Origin of the sequence: Delftia sp. UME58 (genome assembly GCF_014170385.1) — a bacterium.
In the GTDB taxonomy this organism is placed as follows: domain Bacteria; phylum Pseudomonadota; class Gammaproteobacteria; order Burkholderiales; family Burkholderiaceae_C; genus Comamonas; species Comamonas acidovorans.
In genome coordinates, this window is record NZ_LZZV01000056.1 from 69254 (window position 1) to 87316 (window position 18063).

Annotated in this window: 16 protein-coding genes; 7 read left to right on the forward strand and 9 right to left on the reverse strand. The window is 68.1% G+C overall.

All coding sequences use genetic code 11. The annotated features are described in order from the left end of the window. Positions 1–38: 38 nt before the first annotated feature. Both ybeY and A9976_RS17825 read right to left on the reverse strand, forming a co-directional pair. The gene (gene ybeY / locus A9976_RS17820) at positions 39–497 is read right to left on the reverse strand and encodes an rRNA maturation RNase YbeY (protein WP_183020104.1); all 459 of its coding nucleotides are present in this window, start codon (positions 495–497) and stop codon (positions 39–41) included. A gap of 58 nt (positions 498–555) precedes the next feature. After that, positions 556–1527 carry a PhoH family protein gene (locus tag A9976_RS17825; RefSeq protein ID WP_183020105.1) on the reverse strand — a complete coding sequence of 324 codons (972 nt, stop codon included), beginning with the start codon at positions 1525–1527 and terminating at the stop codon, positions 556–558. Positions 1528–1652: 125 nt separating this feature from the next. Between A9976_RS17825 and ruvA the strand changes: the two genes are divergently transcribed. Both ruvA and ruvB read left to right on the forward strand, forming a co-directional pair. Beyond that, on the forward strand, positions 1653–2225 hold the full coding sequence (ruvA, locus tag A9976_RS17830; protein WP_183020106.1) for a Holliday junction branch migration protein RuvA: 573 nt from the start codon (positions 1653–1655) through the stop codon (positions 2223–2225). Positions 2226–2232: 7 nt separating this feature from the next. Then, positions 2233–3303 (forward strand): Holliday junction branch migration DNA helicase RuvB, encoded by a 1071-nt coding sequence (gene ruvB / locus A9976_RS17835; RefSeq protein ID WP_043825727.1) that lies wholly within the window; start codon positions 2233–2235, stop codon positions 3301–3303. A gap of 21 nt (positions 3304–3324) precedes the next feature. Here ruvB and A9976_RS17840 read toward each other — a convergent pair whose 3' ends face one another. From A9976_RS17840 to A9976_RS17860, 5 genes are all read right to left on the reverse strand, one after another. Further along, complete coding sequence (locus A9976_RS17840; RefSeq protein ID WP_183020107.1) at positions 3325–4041, reverse strand: MgtC/SapB family protein; 717 nt, start codon at positions 4039–4041, stop codon at positions 3325–3327. A gap of 51 nt (positions 4042–4092) precedes the next feature. Continuing rightward, entirely contained in the window at positions 4093–6852 is a 2760-nt protein-coding gene (mgtA, locus tag A9976_RS17845; protein WP_183020108.1) for a magnesium-translocating P-type ATPase, read from the reverse strand. Positions 6853–6870: 18 nt separating this feature from the next. Further along, the gene (locus A9976_RS17850) at positions 6871–7269 is read right to left on the reverse strand and encodes a hypothetical protein (RefSeq protein ID WP_183020109.1); all 399 of its coding nucleotides are present in this window, start codon (positions 7267–7269) and stop codon (positions 6871–6873) included. 212 nt (positions 7270–7481) lie between these two features. Next, positions 7482–7718, reverse strand: coding sequence for a hypothetical protein (locus tag A9976_RS17855; RefSeq protein ID WP_012203161.1), 237 nt, complete (start codon positions 7716–7718; stop codon positions 7482–7484). A gap of 291 nt (positions 7719–8009) precedes the next feature. Next, positions 8010–9845 (reverse strand): lysoplasmalogenase family protein, encoded by a 1836-nt coding sequence (locus A9976_RS17860; protein ID WP_183020217.1) that lies wholly within the window; start codon positions 9843–9845, stop codon positions 8010–8012. Positions 9846–10084: 239 nt separating this feature from the next. Here A9976_RS17860 and A9976_RS17865 point away from each other — a divergent pair, with 239 nt between their 5' ends. Beyond that, positions 10085–11089 carry a tripartite tricarboxylate transporter substrate binding protein gene (locus A9976_RS17865; RefSeq protein WP_183020110.1) on the forward strand — a complete coding sequence of 335 codons (1005 nt, stop codon included), beginning with the start codon at positions 10085–10087 and terminating at the stop codon, positions 11087–11089. A gap of 24 nt (positions 11090–11113) precedes the next feature. On the opposite strand, the gene A9976_RS17870 is transcribed toward A9976_RS17865, so the two are convergent. Both A9976_RS17870 and A9976_RS17875 read right to left on the reverse strand, forming a co-directional pair. Continuing rightward, positions 11114–11755 carry a histidine phosphatase family protein gene (locus A9976_RS17870; RefSeq protein ID WP_183020111.1) on the reverse strand — a complete coding sequence of 214 codons (642 nt, stop codon included), beginning with the start codon at positions 11753–11755 and terminating at the stop codon, positions 11114–11116. Positions 11756–11967: 212 nt separating this feature from the next. Further along, entirely contained in the window at positions 11968–12456 is a 489-nt protein-coding gene (locus A9976_RS17875; protein WP_183020112.1) for a DUF2501 domain-containing protein, read from the reverse strand. A 380-nt stretch (positions 12457–12836) separates the two neighbouring features. On the opposite strand from A9976_RS17875, the gene A9976_RS17880 reads away from it, so the two are divergent. The 4 genes from A9976_RS17880 to A9976_RS17895 are packed head-to-tail and all read left to right on the forward strand — an operon-like array spanning position 12837 to position 18060. Further along, positions 12837–14429, forward strand: coding sequence for an ABC transporter substrate-binding protein (locus tag A9976_RS17880; RefSeq protein WP_183020113.1), 1593 nt, complete (start codon positions 12837–12839; stop codon positions 14427–14429). A 6-nt stretch (positions 14430–14435) separates the two neighbouring features. Then, positions 14436–15401, forward strand: coding sequence for an ABC transporter permease (locus A9976_RS17885; protein ID WP_012203171.1), 966 nt, complete (start codon positions 14436–14438; stop codon positions 15399–15401). Beyond that, positions 15398–16336, forward strand: coding sequence for an ABC transporter permease (locus A9976_RS17890; protein ID WP_012203172.1), 939 nt, complete (start codon positions 15398–15400; stop codon positions 16334–16336). The genes A9976_RS17885 and A9976_RS17890 overlap by 4 nt, the downstream gene beginning before the upstream one ends. After that, the gene (locus tag A9976_RS17895; protein WP_183020114.1) at positions 16333–18060 is read left to right on the forward strand and encodes an ABC transporter ATP-binding protein; all 1728 of its coding nucleotides are present in this window, start codon (positions 16333–16335) and stop codon (positions 18058–18060) included. Before A9976_RS17890 ends, A9976_RS17895 begins: the two co-directional genes overlap by 4 nt. The last annotated feature ends 3 nt before the right edge of the window (positions 18061–18063 follow it).

An 18063-nucleotide genomic window follows, 5' to 3' on the forward strand; every position in this document is an offset into this window, starting at 1 on the left:
ATGCGGCCGGCGACCGGCACGATTGTGGCACGGGCCGCCTACCTGGCGTAGGGGTCGGCAAAGCCCAGCTCGACCATGATGTCGGTCTCGTAGGCTTCCATTTCCTCGGCGTCCTGTTCGCTGGTTTCGTGGTCCCAGCCCTGGGCGTGCAGCGTGCCATGCACCAGCAGGTGGGCGTAGTGCTCCTCCAGCGTCTTGTTCTGCTCGCGCGCCTCGCGCTCGACCACGGGGGCGCACAGCACCAGGTCGGCCATGGCCGTGGGCTCCTGCTGGTAGTCGAAGGTCAGGACGTTGGTGGCGTAGTCCTTTTGCCGGTACTCGCGGTTGAGTTGCTGGCCTTCCTCGGCATCGACGATGCGCACGGTGATCTCGGCATCGACGGCCAGCGCGTGGCGTATCCAGCGCGTGACCTTGCTGCGGGACAGCACGGCGCGGTGGGCCGGCGCCTCGGCAAAGCGCGCGAATTGCAGGGACAGTTGCAGTTGGTTCAGGGACATGGGAGGTGGGCAGTGGGGCGCCCGTGGACGGGCGTCTGGGTCTTGTGCGGCGGACGGATCAGATGGCGGCAAGGCGGGTGGAGCTGCGCCGCGCAGGGGCCTGGCCGCGTGCGTCGTAGGCGTCCACGATGCGGGCCACCAGCGGGTGGCGCACCACGTCGGCGCTGGTGAAGTGGTTGATGGCGATGCCCTTGACGCGCTTCAAGACGCGCTCGGCATCGATCAGGCCGCTCAGGGCGCCCTTGGGCAGGTCGATCTGGCTGACGTCGCCCGTGACCACGGCGCGGGCGCCGAAGCCGATGCGCGTGAGGAACATCTTCATCTGCTCGGGCGTGGTGTTCTGCGCCTCGTCCAGGATGACGAAGGCGTTGTTCAGCGTGCGCCCGCGCATGAAGGCCAGCGGCGCGATCTCCAGCACATTGCGCTCGAAGGCCTTTTGCACCTTCTCGTAGCCCATGAGGTCGTAGAGCGCGTCGTACAGCGGGCGCAGGTAGGGATCGACCTTCTGCGTGAGGTCGCCGGGCAGGAAGCCCAGGCGCTCGCCTGCCTCCACTGCCGGGCGCGTGAGCACGATGCGCTGCACGGCGCTGCGCTCCAGCGCGTCCACGGCGCAGGCCACGGCCAGGTAGGTCTTGCCGGTGCCGGCCGGGCCGATGCCGAAGGTGATGTCGTGGCGGGCGATGTTCTCCAGGTAGGCCGACTGGTTGGCCGTGCGCGCGCGCAGGTCGGGGCGGCGCGTGGACAGCTGGATGGCGTCCTGGGGCTGCTCGATGAGTTCGGTGTCACCGGCCAGCATCAGTTGCAGGGAGTCGTCCAGGATGGGGTCGTCGGCCATCTCGTAGAGGGCCTGCAGCAGTTCCAGGGCGTCGTTGGCCTTGGCCTTGGGGCCGTCGATCTTGAATTGTTCGTGGCGGTGGGCGATCTTGACGCCCATTGCGATCTCGATGGTGCGCAGGTGCGCGTCGGCCGGGCCGCAGACGTGGCTCAACCGGTTGTTGTCGTGGGGTGTGAAGGTGTGGCGCAGGATCACGCGGATAATTCCAGAGATTCCGGGCGGCGGCCAGCGCGAGGGCGTGGTGCCATACCCTGTGAATGGGCCGGCGTTCGGTTGCGGACGGGCATGAAAAGCCGCCTCCTGGGCGGCAAAGGACACCAATGATAGGCAAATTGACAGGAACGCTGCTGGAAAAAAACCCGCCCGAGGTGCTGGTGGACTGCGGCGGCGTGGGCTACGAGGTGCAGGTGCCCATGAGCACCTTCTACAACCTGCCCGCCAGTGGGGCCAAGGTGAGCCTGCTGACGCACTTCGTGGTGCGCGAGGATGCGCAGCTTCTGTACGGCTTTGGCATGCACAGCGAGCGCCAGGCGTTCCGCGAGCTGATCAAGATCACCGGCATCGGCCCGCGCATGGCGCTGTCGGTGCTCAGCGGCATGAGCGTGGAGGACCTGGCCCAGGCCGTGACGCTGCAGGAGGTGGGCCGCCTGGTCAAGGTGCCGGGCATCGGCAAGAAGACGGCCGAGCGCCTGCTGCTGGAGCTCAAGGGCAAGATCGGCGCCGATACGGGCGCGCAGTCGCTGTTCGTGAACAACGACCAGAACGACATCGTGCAGGCGCTGATGGCGCTGGGCTATTCCGACAAGGATGCGGCCGCCGCGCTCAAGAAGCTGCCGCCCGACGTGGGCGTGACCGAGGGCATCAAGCTGGCGCTGAAGGCGCTGGCCAAGTGAGCGGCACATGAGCATCCATACCGACGATTTCGGGCAGGGCGGCTTCCCGCCCGACAAGGCACCTGACAAGCCGCGCATGATCTCGGCCGCGCCGGTCTCGCGCGGGGAAGAGGCCATGGAGCGCGCCCTGCGCCCCAAGCTGCTGCAGGAGTACGTGGGCCAGGCCAAGGCGCGCGAGCAGCTGGAGATCTTCATCGGCGCGGCCCGAAAGCGCAACGAGGCGCTGGACCATGTGCTGCTGTTCGGCCCGCCGGGCCTGGGCAAGACCACGCTGTCGCACATCATCGCGGCCGAGCTGGGCGTGAACCTGCGCCAGACCAGCGGCCCCGTGCTGGAAAAGCCCAAGGACCTGGCGGCGCTGCTGACCAACCTCGAAGCCAACGATGTGCTGTTCATCGACGAGATCCACCGCCTGTCGCCCGTGGTCGAGGAAATCCTCTACCCGGCGCTGGAGGACTACCAGATCGACATCATGATCGGCGAGGGGCCGGCGGCGCGCTCCATCAAGCTGGACCTGCAGCCGTTCACGCTGGTGGGCGCGACCACGCGCGCGGGCATGCTGACCAACCCGCTGCGCGACCGCTTCGGCATCGTGGCGCGGCTGGAGTTCTATACGGCCGAGGAGCTGGCGCGCATCGTGCGGCGCAGTGCCGGCCTGCTGAACGCGCCCATCGATGACGAGGGCGCCTTCGAGATCGCGCGCCGCTCGCGCGGCACGCCGCGCATTGCCAACCGCCTGCTGCGCCGTGTGCGCGATTACGCCGATGTGCGCGGCGACGGCAGCATCACGCGCGAGCTGGCCGACCGTGCGCTGGCCATGCTCGACGTCGATCCCCAGGGCTTCGACATCATGGACCGCAAGCTGCTGGAGGCCGTGGTGCACCGCTTCGACGGCGGCCCCGTGGGCCTGGACAACATCGCCGCCAGCATCGGCGAGGAAGCGGGCACCATCGAGGACGTGATCGAGCCCTACCTGATCCAGCAGGGCTTTTTGCAGCGCACGCCGCGCGGGCGCATGGCGACCCAGGCGGCGTACCGCCATCTCGGGTTGCCGGTGCCGGGCGACGACGCTTCCTGAGCGTCGCCGGGCTGTGCCGGCTCATTCCTCCGTGCCGGCGTTCCAGAAGGCCTGCAGCACGCCGGGCAGGGCCTCGATGGCGGCGATCGCGCGGTCCAGCTCGTCGGAGTCCACCGAGGTGGCGTAGAGCATGGCCTCGATCTCGGTGTCCTGCGGGCCGAAGGCATGGGTTTCCACGCCGCGCACGGGATAGCTGGCGTTCTCCAGCAGCTCCAGCATCTGCTCGCGCACATCGCCCTGGGCGCCGCGGTGGCAGATGGCGTAGACGTAGTAGGTCGATTCCGTGGATTCGTCATCCACCGGGCGGCGGTTGATGCGGTTGACCACGGGGCGCAGCAAGGTGTTGCTGGCCAGCACGAACAGCGTGGCCAGGCCCGCCTCGGCCACCAGGCTGGCGCCCGCGCAGGCGCCCACGGCGGCCGAGCCCCACAGCGTGGCCGCCGTGTTCAGCCCGGTGATGTTGGCCCCTTCCTTCATGATGGCGCCCGCACCCAGGAAGCCCACGCCCGAGACCACGTAGGCCACCACGCGCGTGGCGCCCTCGGCCCCGCCCAGGCGCACGGCCAGGTCCACGAAGACGGCCGCGCCCACGGCGACCAGGGTGTTGGTGCGCAGCCCCGCCGTGCGCTGGCGCACCTGGCGCTCCAGGCCGATGAGGGCGCCGAACACGAAGGCCGTGGTCAGGCTGACGAAGGTGTCCAGCATGGCGCCGGGGTTGAGGTTCTGCAGGGCCTGCATGGGGTTCCGGGCTTTCCTGGTGATTGGGTTGAAGGAGCGTTGAAGGGTGCGTCACTGCCAGCCGTAGCGGCGGATGTAGACGCGCTTGAGCAGCGTGGCCAGGCAAGCGTAGCCCAGCAATATGGCAATCATCCACGGGAAGTAGGCCGCAGGCAGCGCCTGCAGCTTGAAGTAGCCGGCCAGCGGCCCCATCGGCAGGAAGATGCCGGCCGCCATCACGGCCGCCGTGGCCAGCAGCAGCGGCCAGGACGGGCGGCTTTGCAGGAAGGGGATCCTGGGCGTGCGGATCATGTGCACGATCAGCGTCTGCGTGAGCAGCCCGATGACGAACCAGCCCGACTGGAACAGCGTCTGCTGCTCGGGCGTGTTGGCGGCGAAGACGAACCACATCAGCGCGAAGGTCAGGATGTCGAACAGCGAGCTGATGGGCCCGAAGAACACCATGAAGCGGCCCAGGTCGGCCGGGTTCCAGCGCAGCGGCTGGCGCACCAGTTCGTCGTCCACGTTGTCGAAGGGGATGGCGATCTGCGAGAGGTCGTACAGCAGGTTCTGCACCAGCAGGTGCAGCGGCAGCATGGGCAGGAAGGGGATGAAGGCCGAGGCCACCATCACCGAGAACACGTTGCCGAAGTTGGAGCTGGCCGTCATGCGGATGTACTTCAGCATGTTGCTGAAGGTGCGCCGGCCCTCGATCACGCCCTGCTCCAGCACCATCAGGCTTTTTTCCAGCAGGATGATGTCGGCCGCTTCCTTGGCGATGTCCACGGCGCTGTCCACGCTGATGCCGATGTCGGCCGCGCGCAGGGCCGGGGCGTCGTTGATTCCGTCGCCCATGAAGCCGGTGATGTGGCCGTTGGCGCGCAGTGCATGCACGATGCGCTCCTTGTGCAGCGGCGTGAGCCGGGCGAACAGCTGGTGCCGTTCCACCGTCTGGCGCAGCATCTCGTCGTTCATGTGCTCGATCTGCGTGCCCAGGATGATGTGGTCTGCGGGCAGCCCCACATCGCGGCAGACCTTGGCGGCCACCAGTTCGTTGTCGCCGGTCAGCAGCTTGACGGCCACGCCGTGCGCGGCCAGGGCGGCCAGCGCCTCGGCCGTGGTTTCCTTCGGTGGGTCCAGGAAGGCGATGTAGCCGATCAGGGTCAGCTCCGACTCGTCGGCCACGCCGTAGTCGCTCTTGTGCGGCGGCACTTCCTTCATGGCCACGGCGACCACGCGCAGGCCCTCGCGGTTGAGTTCGCGCGTCACGCGGCGCACGCGGGCCAGCTGCTCCTCGTCCAGCGGGCGCGTGCCGTCGCCTTCGCGCAGCCGGGTGCAGGCGCCCAGTATCTCTTCGACCGCGCCCTTGCAGATCAGCTCGTGGTGGTGGTTGCGCTCGGCCACCACCACGGACATGCGGCGGCGCTCGAAGTCGAAGGGGATCTCATCGACCTTGCGGTAGTCCTCGGCCAGGCGCATCTGGGTGTGCAGCTCCACGTGTTCCAGCACGGCATGGTCCAGCAGGTTCTTCAGGCCGGTCTGGTAGTGGCTGTTGAGGTAGGCGAAGCGCAGCGTCTCGTCGCAGGGCTGGCCGAAGGCGTCGGTGTGGCGCTCCAGCACGATGCGGTCCTGGGTCAGCGTGCCGGTCTTGTCGGTGCACAGCACGTCCATGGCGCCGAAGTTCTGGATGGCGTCCAGCCGCTTGACCACGACCTTGCGGCGCGACAGCACCACGGCGCCCTTGGCCAGGGTGGAGGTCACGATCATGGGCAGCATCTCGGGCGTCAGGCCCACGGCCACGGACAGCGCGAACAGGAAGGCCTCGGCCCAGTCGCCCTTGGTGTAGCCGTTGATGAACAGCACCACGGGCACCATCACCGCCGCAAAGCGGATCAGCAGCCAGCTGACGCTGTTGACCCCGGTCTCGAAGGCCGTGGGCGCGCGGTCGTTGGAGGTCACCCGCGTGGCAATGGTGCCGAAGTAGCTGCGGTTGCCCGTGGCCAGCACCACGGCCAGCGCCGTGCCCGAGACCACGTTGGTGCCCATGAACAGCAGGTTGCTGGCATCCAGCACGCCGGTGCCATTCGATGCACTGGCGTCGGCGCGCTTTTCCACGGGCAGGGATTCGCCGGTCATGGCGGACTGGCTCACGAACAGGTCCTTGGCGCTGAGCACGCGGCAGTCGGCAGGAATCATGTCCCCGGCCGACAGCACCACGAAATCGCCGGGCACGACCTCGCGCAGCGCCACCTCGTAGCGGCGCGCCTGCTGGCCGAAGCCGCTGTGCGGGGCGTCTGCGGAGTCGGCATCTGCGGGAGCCGTGGGGCCGCCATTGCGGCGCAGCACCGTGGCCGTGCTGCTGACCATGGCCTTGAGCCGTGCGGCGGCGCGGTTGGAGCGGCCTTCCTGCACAAAGCGCAGCAGCGTGGACAGCAGCACCATGGAGGCGATGACGACCGTGGCCTTCATGTCCTCGGTGGCGTAGGAGACCACGGCCAGCAGCGTCAGCAGCAGGTTGAAGGGGTTGCGGTAGCAGTACCACAGGTGCAGCCAGCCGGGCAGCGGCTTTTCGTGCTCGACCTCGTTGGGGCCGAAGCGCGTGAGCGCGGCGCGGGCCTGCTCGCGGGTCAGGCCGTCTTCGCTGGAGCCGGTGCGCGCCAGCACGGCGGCGATGTCATCGCGCGAGGCGCGCAGCAGCTCGCGCGTGAGGGTCGGCGATACCGAGCGCGAGTGGTGCACGGCCGTGCCCGAGGGCAGGGCATTGCGCCGGAACAGCCCCAGGGCGTGGCGGCTGCGCAGAAACGCCTGGAACAGGTGCTTGAGGCTTTTCATGTTGACCTCCCTGGCGGCTCAGGCCTGGCTCGAACGAAGGGTGGCGCGCAGCCAGTGCCAGTTGCGCTGGCAGGCGCACAGCAGGCGGCGGCGCAGCGGCGGGCGGGTCACGGTGGCCGACTGCAGCCATTGGCGCCGCGCATGGGCAGGCAGGTGGCGGTAGACCTCGGCGCGCTCCTGCGCCGCCAGCAGGGACAGAACGTCGGCCTGCTGGCGCTGCGTGAGCGCCACGAGGGCGTGGGCGAAGAGATCGGGGCCGTGTTGCTGCAGCAGGGCGTGCAGTTGTCCGGTATGGCGTGCCGCAATGGCAGCTTGCAGGGCCAGCTGCAGGGTGCCGGCGCGGGAGGTGTGGCTGGCGCGTGTGGCGGCCGGCGTGGCTGCGGACGTGGTGCGCAGCGCGGTGATGGCGTGTTGCATGGCGGGCTTCTTTCGTTGCGGCGGAAGAAGCCCGGCATCTGTCCATCAATGGACGTGCGTGGGTCTCCCGGCCGGGGCCTTGGGATGGGGCGGAAGGGCCGCAGTCATGTGCGGCCGGACCGTATCGGAGGGGTCAGGGCAAGATCGACTCGGATCGGGGTCCATGGAGGCGCTCCTTTCTGACGAGGGGACGGACAAGGCGGGCGGCGCGTTCAGCGCGGCTGCAGGCTCAGAAAGCTGCGGATGCGGTGCGTGGGCCAGTGGGTCTGCAGGTCCAGGTGCATGGCGTGCTCCATGGCCGAAGGGGCCTGGGCTTGCATCTGTGCCTGTGCCTTGGCCTGCATTGCTGCCTGGGAGGCTGCCACGCGCGTGCCGGTGGCGCCGGGGCAGGGCGCGGCAGTGGCTGGCTGCAGGCGTTGCATTGCGGGGCGGACGAACGGTGTGGACATGGCTTTCTCCTTGGCGAACCAGGAAGACCGCCGCGGGCAGGGCCGTCAAGCAGCGTGGGCCGGGCGCTGCTCGATGGCAGCCACACGGGCACGCGGTCAGTGACCAACAGCCATTGGAATCTTCGGTGCAGGAGCGGCACGCCTGATGCAGGCCAAGCGCCACTGCAGCGCCGGGCGGCGCGAAGATCCAAGGGGAAACGCAGCAATGGATGGAAGCTGACCGACATGGCCGCTCCCATCACAGGAGTCGGTCAGTCAGCCAGCAGCGAAGCCATTGCGGCGCGCTGTTTGTCACTGGTTGAACTGGCACTGTCCACGGACGGACTCCTGAAAATGCGATCCCTCGATTGTGCCTTGCGAGCTGCCTCGGGTCAACCCTGATGTCGATGCGCCACGGGCCAGCCAGCCCTGCACGATCAGCAGTTGCGCCGCGTAGTAGGTGGACAGCACGCCGGCTTGCGCACCATCGAAGGGCTGCACGAATCGGTTGATGGCCAGCAGCGAGTCGCTGGCCATGAAGAAGCAGGCACCCATGGCCACCTGCCAGGCCGCCTTGCCGCCCAGATGCCGCGCGCGGCCCAGGGCCTGCGCCGCCATCAGCGCAATGACCAGCACATAGGCGGCCACGGGCAGGCGCAGCGCGGCGGGCAGCCCGCCCTGCCAGAGCACGGCATACATGCCCGCGCCCAGGGCCAGCGTGGCGGCCAGCGAGGGCCGGTGTGCAAACCAGGGTGCATCCTGGCGCAGCAGCACGATATAGGCCAGGTGGGCCAGCAGAAAGCTGGCAAGGCCAGGGATGAACAGATCGGGCAGCATCAGGAACACGTCGCCCGCCAGGGATGCCGCCAATGCCGCAGCCAGCCAGCAGGCGCCGCGCGCGGGTTTCGCCAGTGCCGAGAAGGCCGCGCTGCCGCGCCACAGCTGCATGACGGCGATCAGCGCAAAGACCATGGCCAGCGGCTTGAACAGCCAGTGCCAGGACAGCATGTCCAGTGCACAGGTGGCGGTGGCCAGGGCGCCGGCCTCGATGGCCAGTGCCAGCCACAGGCTGATGCGCCCCTGCATGGCCGCGCCCAGCGCCCATTGGCAGGCCAGCAGCACGGCAAACCACAGTGCATTGCGGGCCGTCGAGGACTGGTCGGCATGCCAGAGAAACAGCGACACCCCGGCGATCAGCGCCACGAACTGCAGGCCTGCAAACCAGCGCAGGCCGCGCTCCATCCCGGGGGCGTAGAGCACGCGGTGCGCATCCAGGTCGAAGGCCGGCCTGGGAAAGCGCTGTGCCACGTCGGCAGGGCGCCATCCGGGCGGCTTGAGCCAGACGCGCAGCTTGTCGCCCCAGCGCCGCGCATGCCAGCTGTCGTGCATGAGTTGCCGGTACACCACGGCGTTGGCCCACAGCGGGTCCCAGCTTTGCAGCAGGCCGCGCGTGCCGTAGACGCAGGGCTCCTTGTCGTCCTCGGGCTTGAAGGTGCCGAACATGCGGTCCCAGACGATGAGGATACCGCCGTAGTTCCTGTCCAGGTAGGCGTCGTTGACGGCGTGGTGCACGCGGTGGTTGCTGGGCGCGCAGAACCAGCGGTCGAACCAGCCCAGGCGCCGCACCTGCTCGGTGTGCACCCAGAACTGGTAGAGCAGATCGATCAGGCCCACGATGGCAAACACCAGCGGCGGCACGCCGGCCAGCGCCATGGGCAGGTAGAACAGCCAGCCCAGCAGCGCGCCCGAGCTGGTCTGGCGCAGCGCCGTCGACAGGTTGTAGTCCTGGCTCTGGTGGTGCACTGCGTGGGCTGCCCAGAGCACGGCCACCTCGTGGCCCATGCGATGCAGCCAGTAGTAGCAAAAGTCGTAGAACAGCAGGGCCAGCAGCCAGCCGGGAATGCTGGTCCAGAAACCATCGTTGCGCCATAGCGCCAGGTGCTCGAAGGCCAGCGTGTACAGCCCCACGCGCAGCAGCGTGGTGAAGACGGCGCTGGTCTGGCTGAGCATGCCCAGGCTGATGGAGCTGACGGCATCGGCCAGCCGGTAGGCATTGCGCCCGCGCCACAGGCTCACGCCCCATTCCAGCGCGATCAGCAGCAAAAAGGCCGGCGTGGCGAAGACGATGATTTGGCTGGGTGAGGGCATCATGGCCCGCCAATTCTGGACAGGGCCGTTGCGCGGCGCCTTAGGCGTGAACCCTAGGACACGGAATCACAAGGGTTGAAACGGATTGCAATAAATAGGGCTTCATGGCATATGCATGGCAGGAAAATTGCGCCCTATGGCAGAATCGCCCGCTTTCCACGCGCTGGCCGTGCCTGCCTTGCAGGCTATTGCCAGCCCGCACCGCCTTCGCCGGCATGCGCCTCGCATGCCCAAGCCCCATGCCCTTGTCCCGCCGCTCCCTGCTATCGGCTGCCGCCTCACTGGCTGCGGCCCTTGCTGCTGCACACGCCGCCCATGCCGCGCCGGGCGCGGGCAAGCCCTGGCCGGCAGCCGGGCCCATCACCCTGATCGTGCCCTTTGGCGCGGGCAGCGACCTGGACGCCACGGCGCGGCTGATCGCCGAGAAGCTGGGTGCGCGGTTGCACCAGTCGGTGGTGGTGGACAACGTGCCGGCCTCGGGCGGCGTGCTGGGCGTGAGCAAGGTGGCTCGCTCACACGCCGATGGCTACACGCTGCTGCTGGGCTTTGACGGGCCGGTGAGCATTGCGCAACTGGTCAACTCCTCCGTGCGCTATGACGCCGAGCGTGATCTGGCTCCCGTGGGCCTGATCACGGTGTCGCCCATGGTGATCGTGGCCCGCCCTGGCCTGCCGGTGCACAACCTCAACGAACTGATCAGCATGGCCCGCGCCAGGCCCGGCGCGTTGACCTACGCCACGCCGGGCGTGGGCACGGTGCTGCACCTGGCCATGGAGCGGCTGCAGGAGCGCGCCCGCATCCGCCTGGTGCATGTGCCCTACCGCGGCGTGGCCCAGGTCACCAGCGAGGTCATGGGCGGCCAGGTCGATCTGGGCATTCTGATGACCACCGGCGCCACGCCGCTGGTGCAGCAGAAAAAACTGGAAGGCGTGGGCGTGACCTCGGCGCAGCGCATCGACGTGATTCCCGAGGTCATGAGCTTTGCGGAGGCGCCCGATCTGAAGGGCTTCGACCTGGAGGCCTGGACCGGCCTGTTCGCACCCGCCCGCACGCCCGAACCCGTGATCGGCCGCCTGGCCGCCGAACTGGCCGAGGTGCTGAAAATGCCCGAGGTGCGCAAGCGCCTGCAGGACAGTGGCGCCACGCCCGGCTCGGGCACGCCGGCCACGTTCGCCCAGTTCCTGAAAAAGGAAAAGGCGAGCTACACGCAGATCGTCAAGTCCGCCAATATCCAGGTGGAATGAGGGGCTGCGCTGCAGCGCGGGCGTTCAGCTGAAGACCTCGTCGCGCGCACCGCCTTCCAGGTGCTGCACATCGCCCCAGCCGACCAGGCCCAGGCCCTGGGGCGTCCACAGCAGGCGGTTGATGGCCGCATTGCCCAGCGCCCAGGTGCGCGGCGCCTGGACTTCCTGGTGCGTGGCCAGGCGGTAGAGCACATCCATCACGCCGCCATGCGCCACGATCACGATCTGCTCGCCGGGATGGCCACTGGCCAGCCGGTCCACCGTGGCCGAGATGCGGTCGCGCAGCATCAGCAGCGACTCGCCGCCGCCTGCAGGCACGAACCCGGGATCGCGCTTGCGCCAGCGCAGCGCGTCTTCCGGGTGGGACGCCTCGATATCGTTGAAGGTCTGGCCCTCGAAGCTGCCGAAGCAGCGCTCGCGCAGGCCCTTGTCGGCCGTCAGCGCCGCCCCCGTGCTTGCGGCCACGGCCTCGGCCGTGACATAGGCACGCAGCAGGTCGCTGCTGTAGATGGCGGCCACCGGCTCGCCCGCCAGGGCCTTGCCGGCCTGGGCGGCCTGCCAAAGTCCCATGTCGTTCAGAGGAATGTCCAGATGGCCCTGGATGCGGGCGTCCACATTCCAGGCGGTTTCTCCGTGGCGGATGGCAATGATGCGCGTGGCTTGCATGAGGGGCTGGCGTGGGGTGCTGCAAAAAGGAGCAGGCATTGTCCCGCAAGCCAGGCAAGCCTGCATCGCGCGCCATCGTTGACACTGGCGCGGCCCGACTCAGGGACGCCGAGCAAGAGCTGCCTCGCGGCGGGGGCGCCCAGCCGAAGGCGTCGTCCCCCTCCGCGAAGCGAGAAGGGGGAAGCGGCGCAGCCGCGCAGCCGCTCAGGGGGTCAGATCAGCGATTTAGCGTTGTCCAGCACGAAGTCGCAGGCCTTTTCCTTGAGGTCGCCCTTGAGCTTGTCGATGCTGAAGCTCTTGCCGTTGGAGCCGGTGACCAGGCCGCCCAGGCCGTTCTGGAATCCCGTGTCCTTGGGCTCTTCCTGCTTTTGCATGCCCAGCTTGCCCAGCAACTGGTCCTTGACCTGGGCCGCCTTGTCGGCATTGAGGTAGTTGTTCTTCATGCAGTAGGAGATGACGCCTGCCGCATTGCCGGCCGTGGCCGAGGGGCTCAGGCCCAGGGCGGACAGCGCACCCGCACCGCCTGCCCCCGCGCCCAGCATGCCGCCGAGGCCGGAGCCGGCGCCTTCGCTGCTGGCCGCCTTGTCACCGCCCAGCCCGGAGGCCTGGCGCAGCGAATCGCCCAGGCCCGACGCCTGGGCAGGCAGGGCGCCCAGGCCCAGCAGTGCGCACAGCAGTGCGCTGGCAATGGATGTCTTCATGATGCTTCCTTTACGCGGGGAAACCCGCAGGCTCGATACAGGGCCTGAAATTAGCACGCCGTGCGGCGCAGGCCTGTGCCCGATTGCAAACCTTTGCCAGCCGGCCTGGGCGCGGTCTGCCGTGGATGGGCCGGGGCGGCCTTTCGCGTTTTCACTAGCTGCCAAAGCCGGCAGCCTCTCCATGATGGCCGCACGCCAGGGGCGGCGGCGCCCATGGCGCACTTTGTTATTTGGAAATGGCTTTTAAGTATAAAAATCAATCAAACAAGCTGTAAAAGTTATTTACAGTGGGGCACACCCATATGGCCCGCTTCTTGCGGTGTCCGGCTGCTGCGTCGCATGACCGCCGCCTTTCCAATCATCCACAGGGGAGCAGACAAATGATCATGAAGATTCTGGGCAGTTCTTTGCTGGCCGCAGGCCTGTTGACCTCGGCCACGCTGGCCCAGGCGGAAACCGTGCGCTGGGCGCGCGGCTCCGATCCGACTTCGCTGGACCCGCATGCCTTCAACGTGGGTACCAATTTCGTGCTGCTGCACCAGATCTACGAAACCCTGGTCATCCGCTCGGCCGACGGCAAGCTGGTGCCCACGCTGGCCACTTCGTGGAAGATGACCTCCGACCCGTCGGTCTGGGAGTTCAAGCTGCGCCCCAACGTCAAGTTCCATGACGGCACGCCGTTCACGGCGCGCGACGTGGTCTTCTCGCTGAACCGCGCCAAGGGCGAGAACGCCCAGGTCAAGTCCCTGCTGTCCTCGATGGAGGAGGCCAGGGCCGTGGACGATCTCACGGTGCATGTGAAGACCAAGGGGCCGAACCTGATCTTCCCGGACAACCTGACCAATCTCTTCATCATGAGCGAGAAGTGGTCCAAGGCCAACGGCGCCGAGACCACGCAGGACACGGCCAGCAAGACCGAGAACGGCGCCACGCGCGCGGCCAACGGCACGGGCGCCTATGTGCTGGCCAGCCGCGAGGTCGATTCGCGGACGGTGATGAAGCTCAATCCCGACTACTGGGGCAAGGGCCAGTTCCCGCTGCAGGTGACCGAGCTGGTCTACCTGCCCATCAAGTCGCCGGCCACGCGCGTGGCGGCCCTGCTGTCGGGCGAGGTGGACTTCGCCCAGGACATTCCCGCGCAGGACGTGGCGCGCCTCAAGCAGGACAAGCGCCTGCGCATCAATGAAGGCCCCGAGAACCGCTCCATCTTCCTGGGCCTGAACGTGGGCGCGGCCGAGCTCAAGAGCAGCAACGTCAAGGGCAAGAATCCGCTGGCCGATCCCAAGGTGCGCCAGGCCATCGAGCTGGCCATCGACCGCGATGCGATCAAGCGCTCGGTGATGCGCGGCCTGTCGATTCCCACGGGCGTGATCGCGCCGTCGTTCGTCAATGGCTACGACAAGGCCTTTGCGGCCTATCCCAAGGCGGATGCCGCCAAGGCCAAGCAGCTGCTGGCCGAGGCGGGCTACCCCAACGGCTTCACCATCACGCTGAACACGCCCAATGACCGCTATGTGAACGACGAGGCCATTGCCACGGCGGTGGCCGGCTTCCTGGGCCGCATCGGCATCAAGACCGAAGTCTCGGCCCGGCCGATCGCCATGCACAGCGTCTCGCTCACCAAGGCGGACAGCGACTTCTACCTGTACGGCTGGGGCGTGCCCACCTATGACTCGGCCTACATCTTCGACTTCCTGGTGCACACGCGCGGCAAGGACAGCCGTGGCGCGCAGAACGCGACGCACTACAGCAATGCCGATGTGGATGCCAAGATCCTGTCCCTGTCCTCGGAGAGCGACAAGGCCAGGCGTGATGCCACCATCAAGAGCATCTGGGAGACGGTGCAAAAGGAGCGCTTCTACATCGCGCTGCATGACCAGGTGATCCACTTCGCGTCCGTGCCCCGGATCAATGTGCCCGTGCACCCGGACAACGCGCTGCACTTCAAGTTCGTCAAGTTCGAGAAGAAGTAAGCACCGATGCTGGTCCATCTGCTGCGCCGGCTGGGCCAGTCCGCCCTGGTCCTGCTGGCCGTTTCCTTTGTCTCGTTCATGGTGTTCCGCCATATCGGCGATCCCACGATCAGCCTGCTGGGCGAGGACGCGACGGTTGCCGAGCGCGAGGCGCTGACGGAAAGCCTGGGCTTCAACAAGCCCGTGCCCCTGCAGTACCTGGGCTACGTGGGCAAGGTGCTGCAGGGCGACCTGGGCATCTCCTACCGGCTCAAGCGCCCCGTGACCGAGATCATTGCCGAGCGCCTGCCCGCCACGCTGGAGCTGGCGATGACGGCGGCGCTGTTCGCCCTGGTCATCGGCGTGGCGCTGGGCGTGTACACGGCCATACGGCGAGAGGGCTGGCTGAGCCGCTCGATCATGACGGTGTCGCTGGTGGGCGTGTCCCTGCCCACCTTCCTGATCGGCATCGCCCTGATCTACCTGTTTGCCGTGGAGCTGCGCTGGCTGCCGTCCTTCGGGCGCGGCGAGACGGTGAAGCTGGGCGGCTGGGAGACCGGGCTGCTGACGGCTTCGGGCTGGTCGGCGCTGATCCTGCCGGCCATCACGCTGGGCTTCTACAACATGACGCTGATCATGCGCCTGGTGCGCGCCGAGATGCTGGAGGTGCTGCGCGCCGACTACATGCGCTTCGGCCGCGCGCGCGGGCTGCGCGAGCGCGACCTGTACTTCGGCCATGCGCTGCGCAATACCCTGATTCCCGTGATCACCATCGCGGGCCTGCAGATCGGCTCGCTGATCGCCTTTGCCATCGTCACCGAGACCGTGTTCCAGTGGCCCGGCGTGGGCCTGCTGTTCATCTCCTCCATCCAGGGCGTGGACGTGCCGCTGATCGCCGCCTACCTGATGTTCATCGCGCTGCTGTACGTGGGCATCAACCTGCTCGTCGATTTCCTGTACGTGATCGTGGACCCCCGCTTGAGAAACCGATGACCGATTCCGCCAAACAAGCAATCCCTCCCACGGGCTGGCGCGCCAGCGACTCGCCGGTCAAGCGCGCCTTTGCGCGCTCGCGCCTGGTGCAGGCGGCGGCGCTGGTGCTGGCGCTGATCGTGGCGGCCACGCTGCTGTCGCCCTGGCTGGCCTGGCAGAACCCCTTCGATCCGGCCAATCTGGACCTGATGGATGCCTTCACGCCGCCGGGCCAGGCGGGCACCAGCGGCACGCTGTACGCGCTGGGCTCGGACGACCAGGGCCGCGATGTGTGGAGCGCCATCCTCTACGGGCTGCGCATGTCGGTGCTGGTGGGCGTGTCGGCCGTGGGGCTGTCCCTGCTGATCGGCGTGCCCCTGGGCCTGGTCTGCGGCTATGCGGGCGGCTGGTTCGACACGCTGATGATGCGCATCGCCGATGTGCAGCTGACCTTTCCCGTGATCCTGGTGGCGCTGCTGGTCTTCGGCATCGCCCGCGGCCTGCTGCCCGAGGGCTACCGCGACGACATGGCGGTCTTCGTGATCATCGTGGCCATCGGCCTGTCCGACTGGGTGCAGTACGCGCGCACCGTGCGTGGCGCGGTGATGGTGGAAAAGCACAAGGACTACGTGCTGGCCGCCCAGCTCATAGGCCGCAGCCGCGTGGCCATCCTGGTGCGCCACATCCTGCCCAACCTGCTGGCGCCCATCCTGGTCATCGCCACCATCAGCTTCGCGCATGCCATCGTGGCCGAGTCCACGCTGTCCTACCTGGGCGTGGGCCTGCCGCCCACCCAGCCTTCGCTGGGCACGCTGATCCGCATCGGCCAGGGCTTCCTGTTCTCGGGCGAGTGGTGGATATTGCTGTTCCCCTCGCTGGTGCTGCTGGCGCTGGCGCTGTCCGTCAACCTCGTCGGCGACTGGCTGCGCGACGCACTGAACCCCAAGCTGCAATGAGCACGACACAAGAATCCGGGCAGCCCCCTGCACAGCCCCCGGTGCTGAGCGTTCGCGGCCTGTCCGTCACCTTCGACACCTACAAGGGCCCCGTGCAGGTGCTGGACGATGTGAGCTTCGACATCGCGCCCGGCGAGATCCTGGGCGTGGTGGGAGAGTCGGGCGCGGGCAAGTCCATGACTGGCGCCGCCGTGATCGGCCTGATCGAGCCGCCGGGCCGCATCTCGGCCGGCACGGTGCAGCTGCGCGGCGAGCGCATCGACACGCTGCGCGGCGAGGACCTGCGGCGCATACGCGGCCGGCGCATAGGCTCCATCTTCCAGGACCCGCTGACCAGCCTGAACCCGGTCTACACCGTGGGCCGGCACCTGGTGGAGACCATCCGCACCCATCTGCCTGTCTCCGAGAAGGAGGCAGAGGCGCGCGCGCTGGCCCTGCTCGAAGAGGTGGAGATCCCGCAGGCGCGCGAGCGCATGGCCCAGTATCCGCACCAGTTCTCGGGCGGCATGCGCCAGCGCGTGGCCATCGCCCTGGCGCTGTGCGCCGAGCCCGAGCTCATCATTGCCGACGAGCCCACCACGGCGCTGGACGTGTCCGTGCAGGCGCAGATCATTGCCCTGCTGCGCCGCGTGTGCAAGGAGCGCGGCGCGGCCGCCATGCTGATCACCCACGACATGGGCGTCATCGCCGAGACGGCCGACCGCGTCATGGTCATGTACCAGGGCCGCGTGCTGGAAACCGGCCCCGTGCGCCAGGTGCTGGACGCGCCGCAGCAGCCCTACACCCAGGTGCTGATGGGCGCCATTCCCAGCGTGCACCACCGCGTGCAGCGCCTGCCCGTGCCCGAGGTGGGCGGCGGCCCGGCCGCGCCCGCCGTGCCCTGGCAGCCCAGGGCCGGTGCGCAGGAGCCCGCGGCTGCCCTGCTGGAAGTCAGGGATCTGTGCAAGGAGTTCAACCTGTCCAGCGGCTGGCTGGCCCGGCTGCTGGCGCGCGAGGAAAAAAAGATCCTCAAGGCCGTGGACGGCGTCGGCTTCTCCATTCGCAGGGGCTCCACCTTCGGCCTGGTCGGTGAGTCCGGTTCGGGAAAATCCACGGTGGCGCGCATGGTGGCGGGGCTGACGCCGCCCACCAGCGGCACCGTGCTGTTCGATGGCGTGGACAAGTGGAGCCCGGCCGCGCAGACCGTGGCCATGCGCCGGCGCTTCCAGATGATCTTCCAGGACCCGTATGCCAGCCTGAACCCGCGCTGGACCGTGCAGGAGCTGATTGCCGAGCCCCTGCAGGTGCTGGCCCTGACGGCCGGCAAGGACGAGACGGCCGAGCGCGTGCAGGAGGCGCTGCGCCGCGTGCGCATGAAGCCCGACGATGCGCGCAAGTACCCGCACCAGTTCTCGGGCGGGCAGCGCCAGCGCATCGCCATCGCGCGCGCCCTGGCCAGCCGGCCCGAATTCATCATCTGCGACGAGCCCACCTCGGCGCTGGACGTCTCGGTCCAGGCCCAGGTGCTCAACCTCATGCGCGACCTGCAGGAGGAGTTCGGCCTGACCTATCTGCTGATCAGCCACAACCTGGCCGTGATCCGCCACATGTGCGACGACATCGGCGTCATGCAGCGCGGCCGCCTGGTCGAGGCCGGCGAGGCCGGCGCCGTGCTCGATGCGCCGCAGCATGCGTACACGCGCGCGCTGATGGCGGCCGTGCCGGATATGGAGCATGTGCACTGAGGC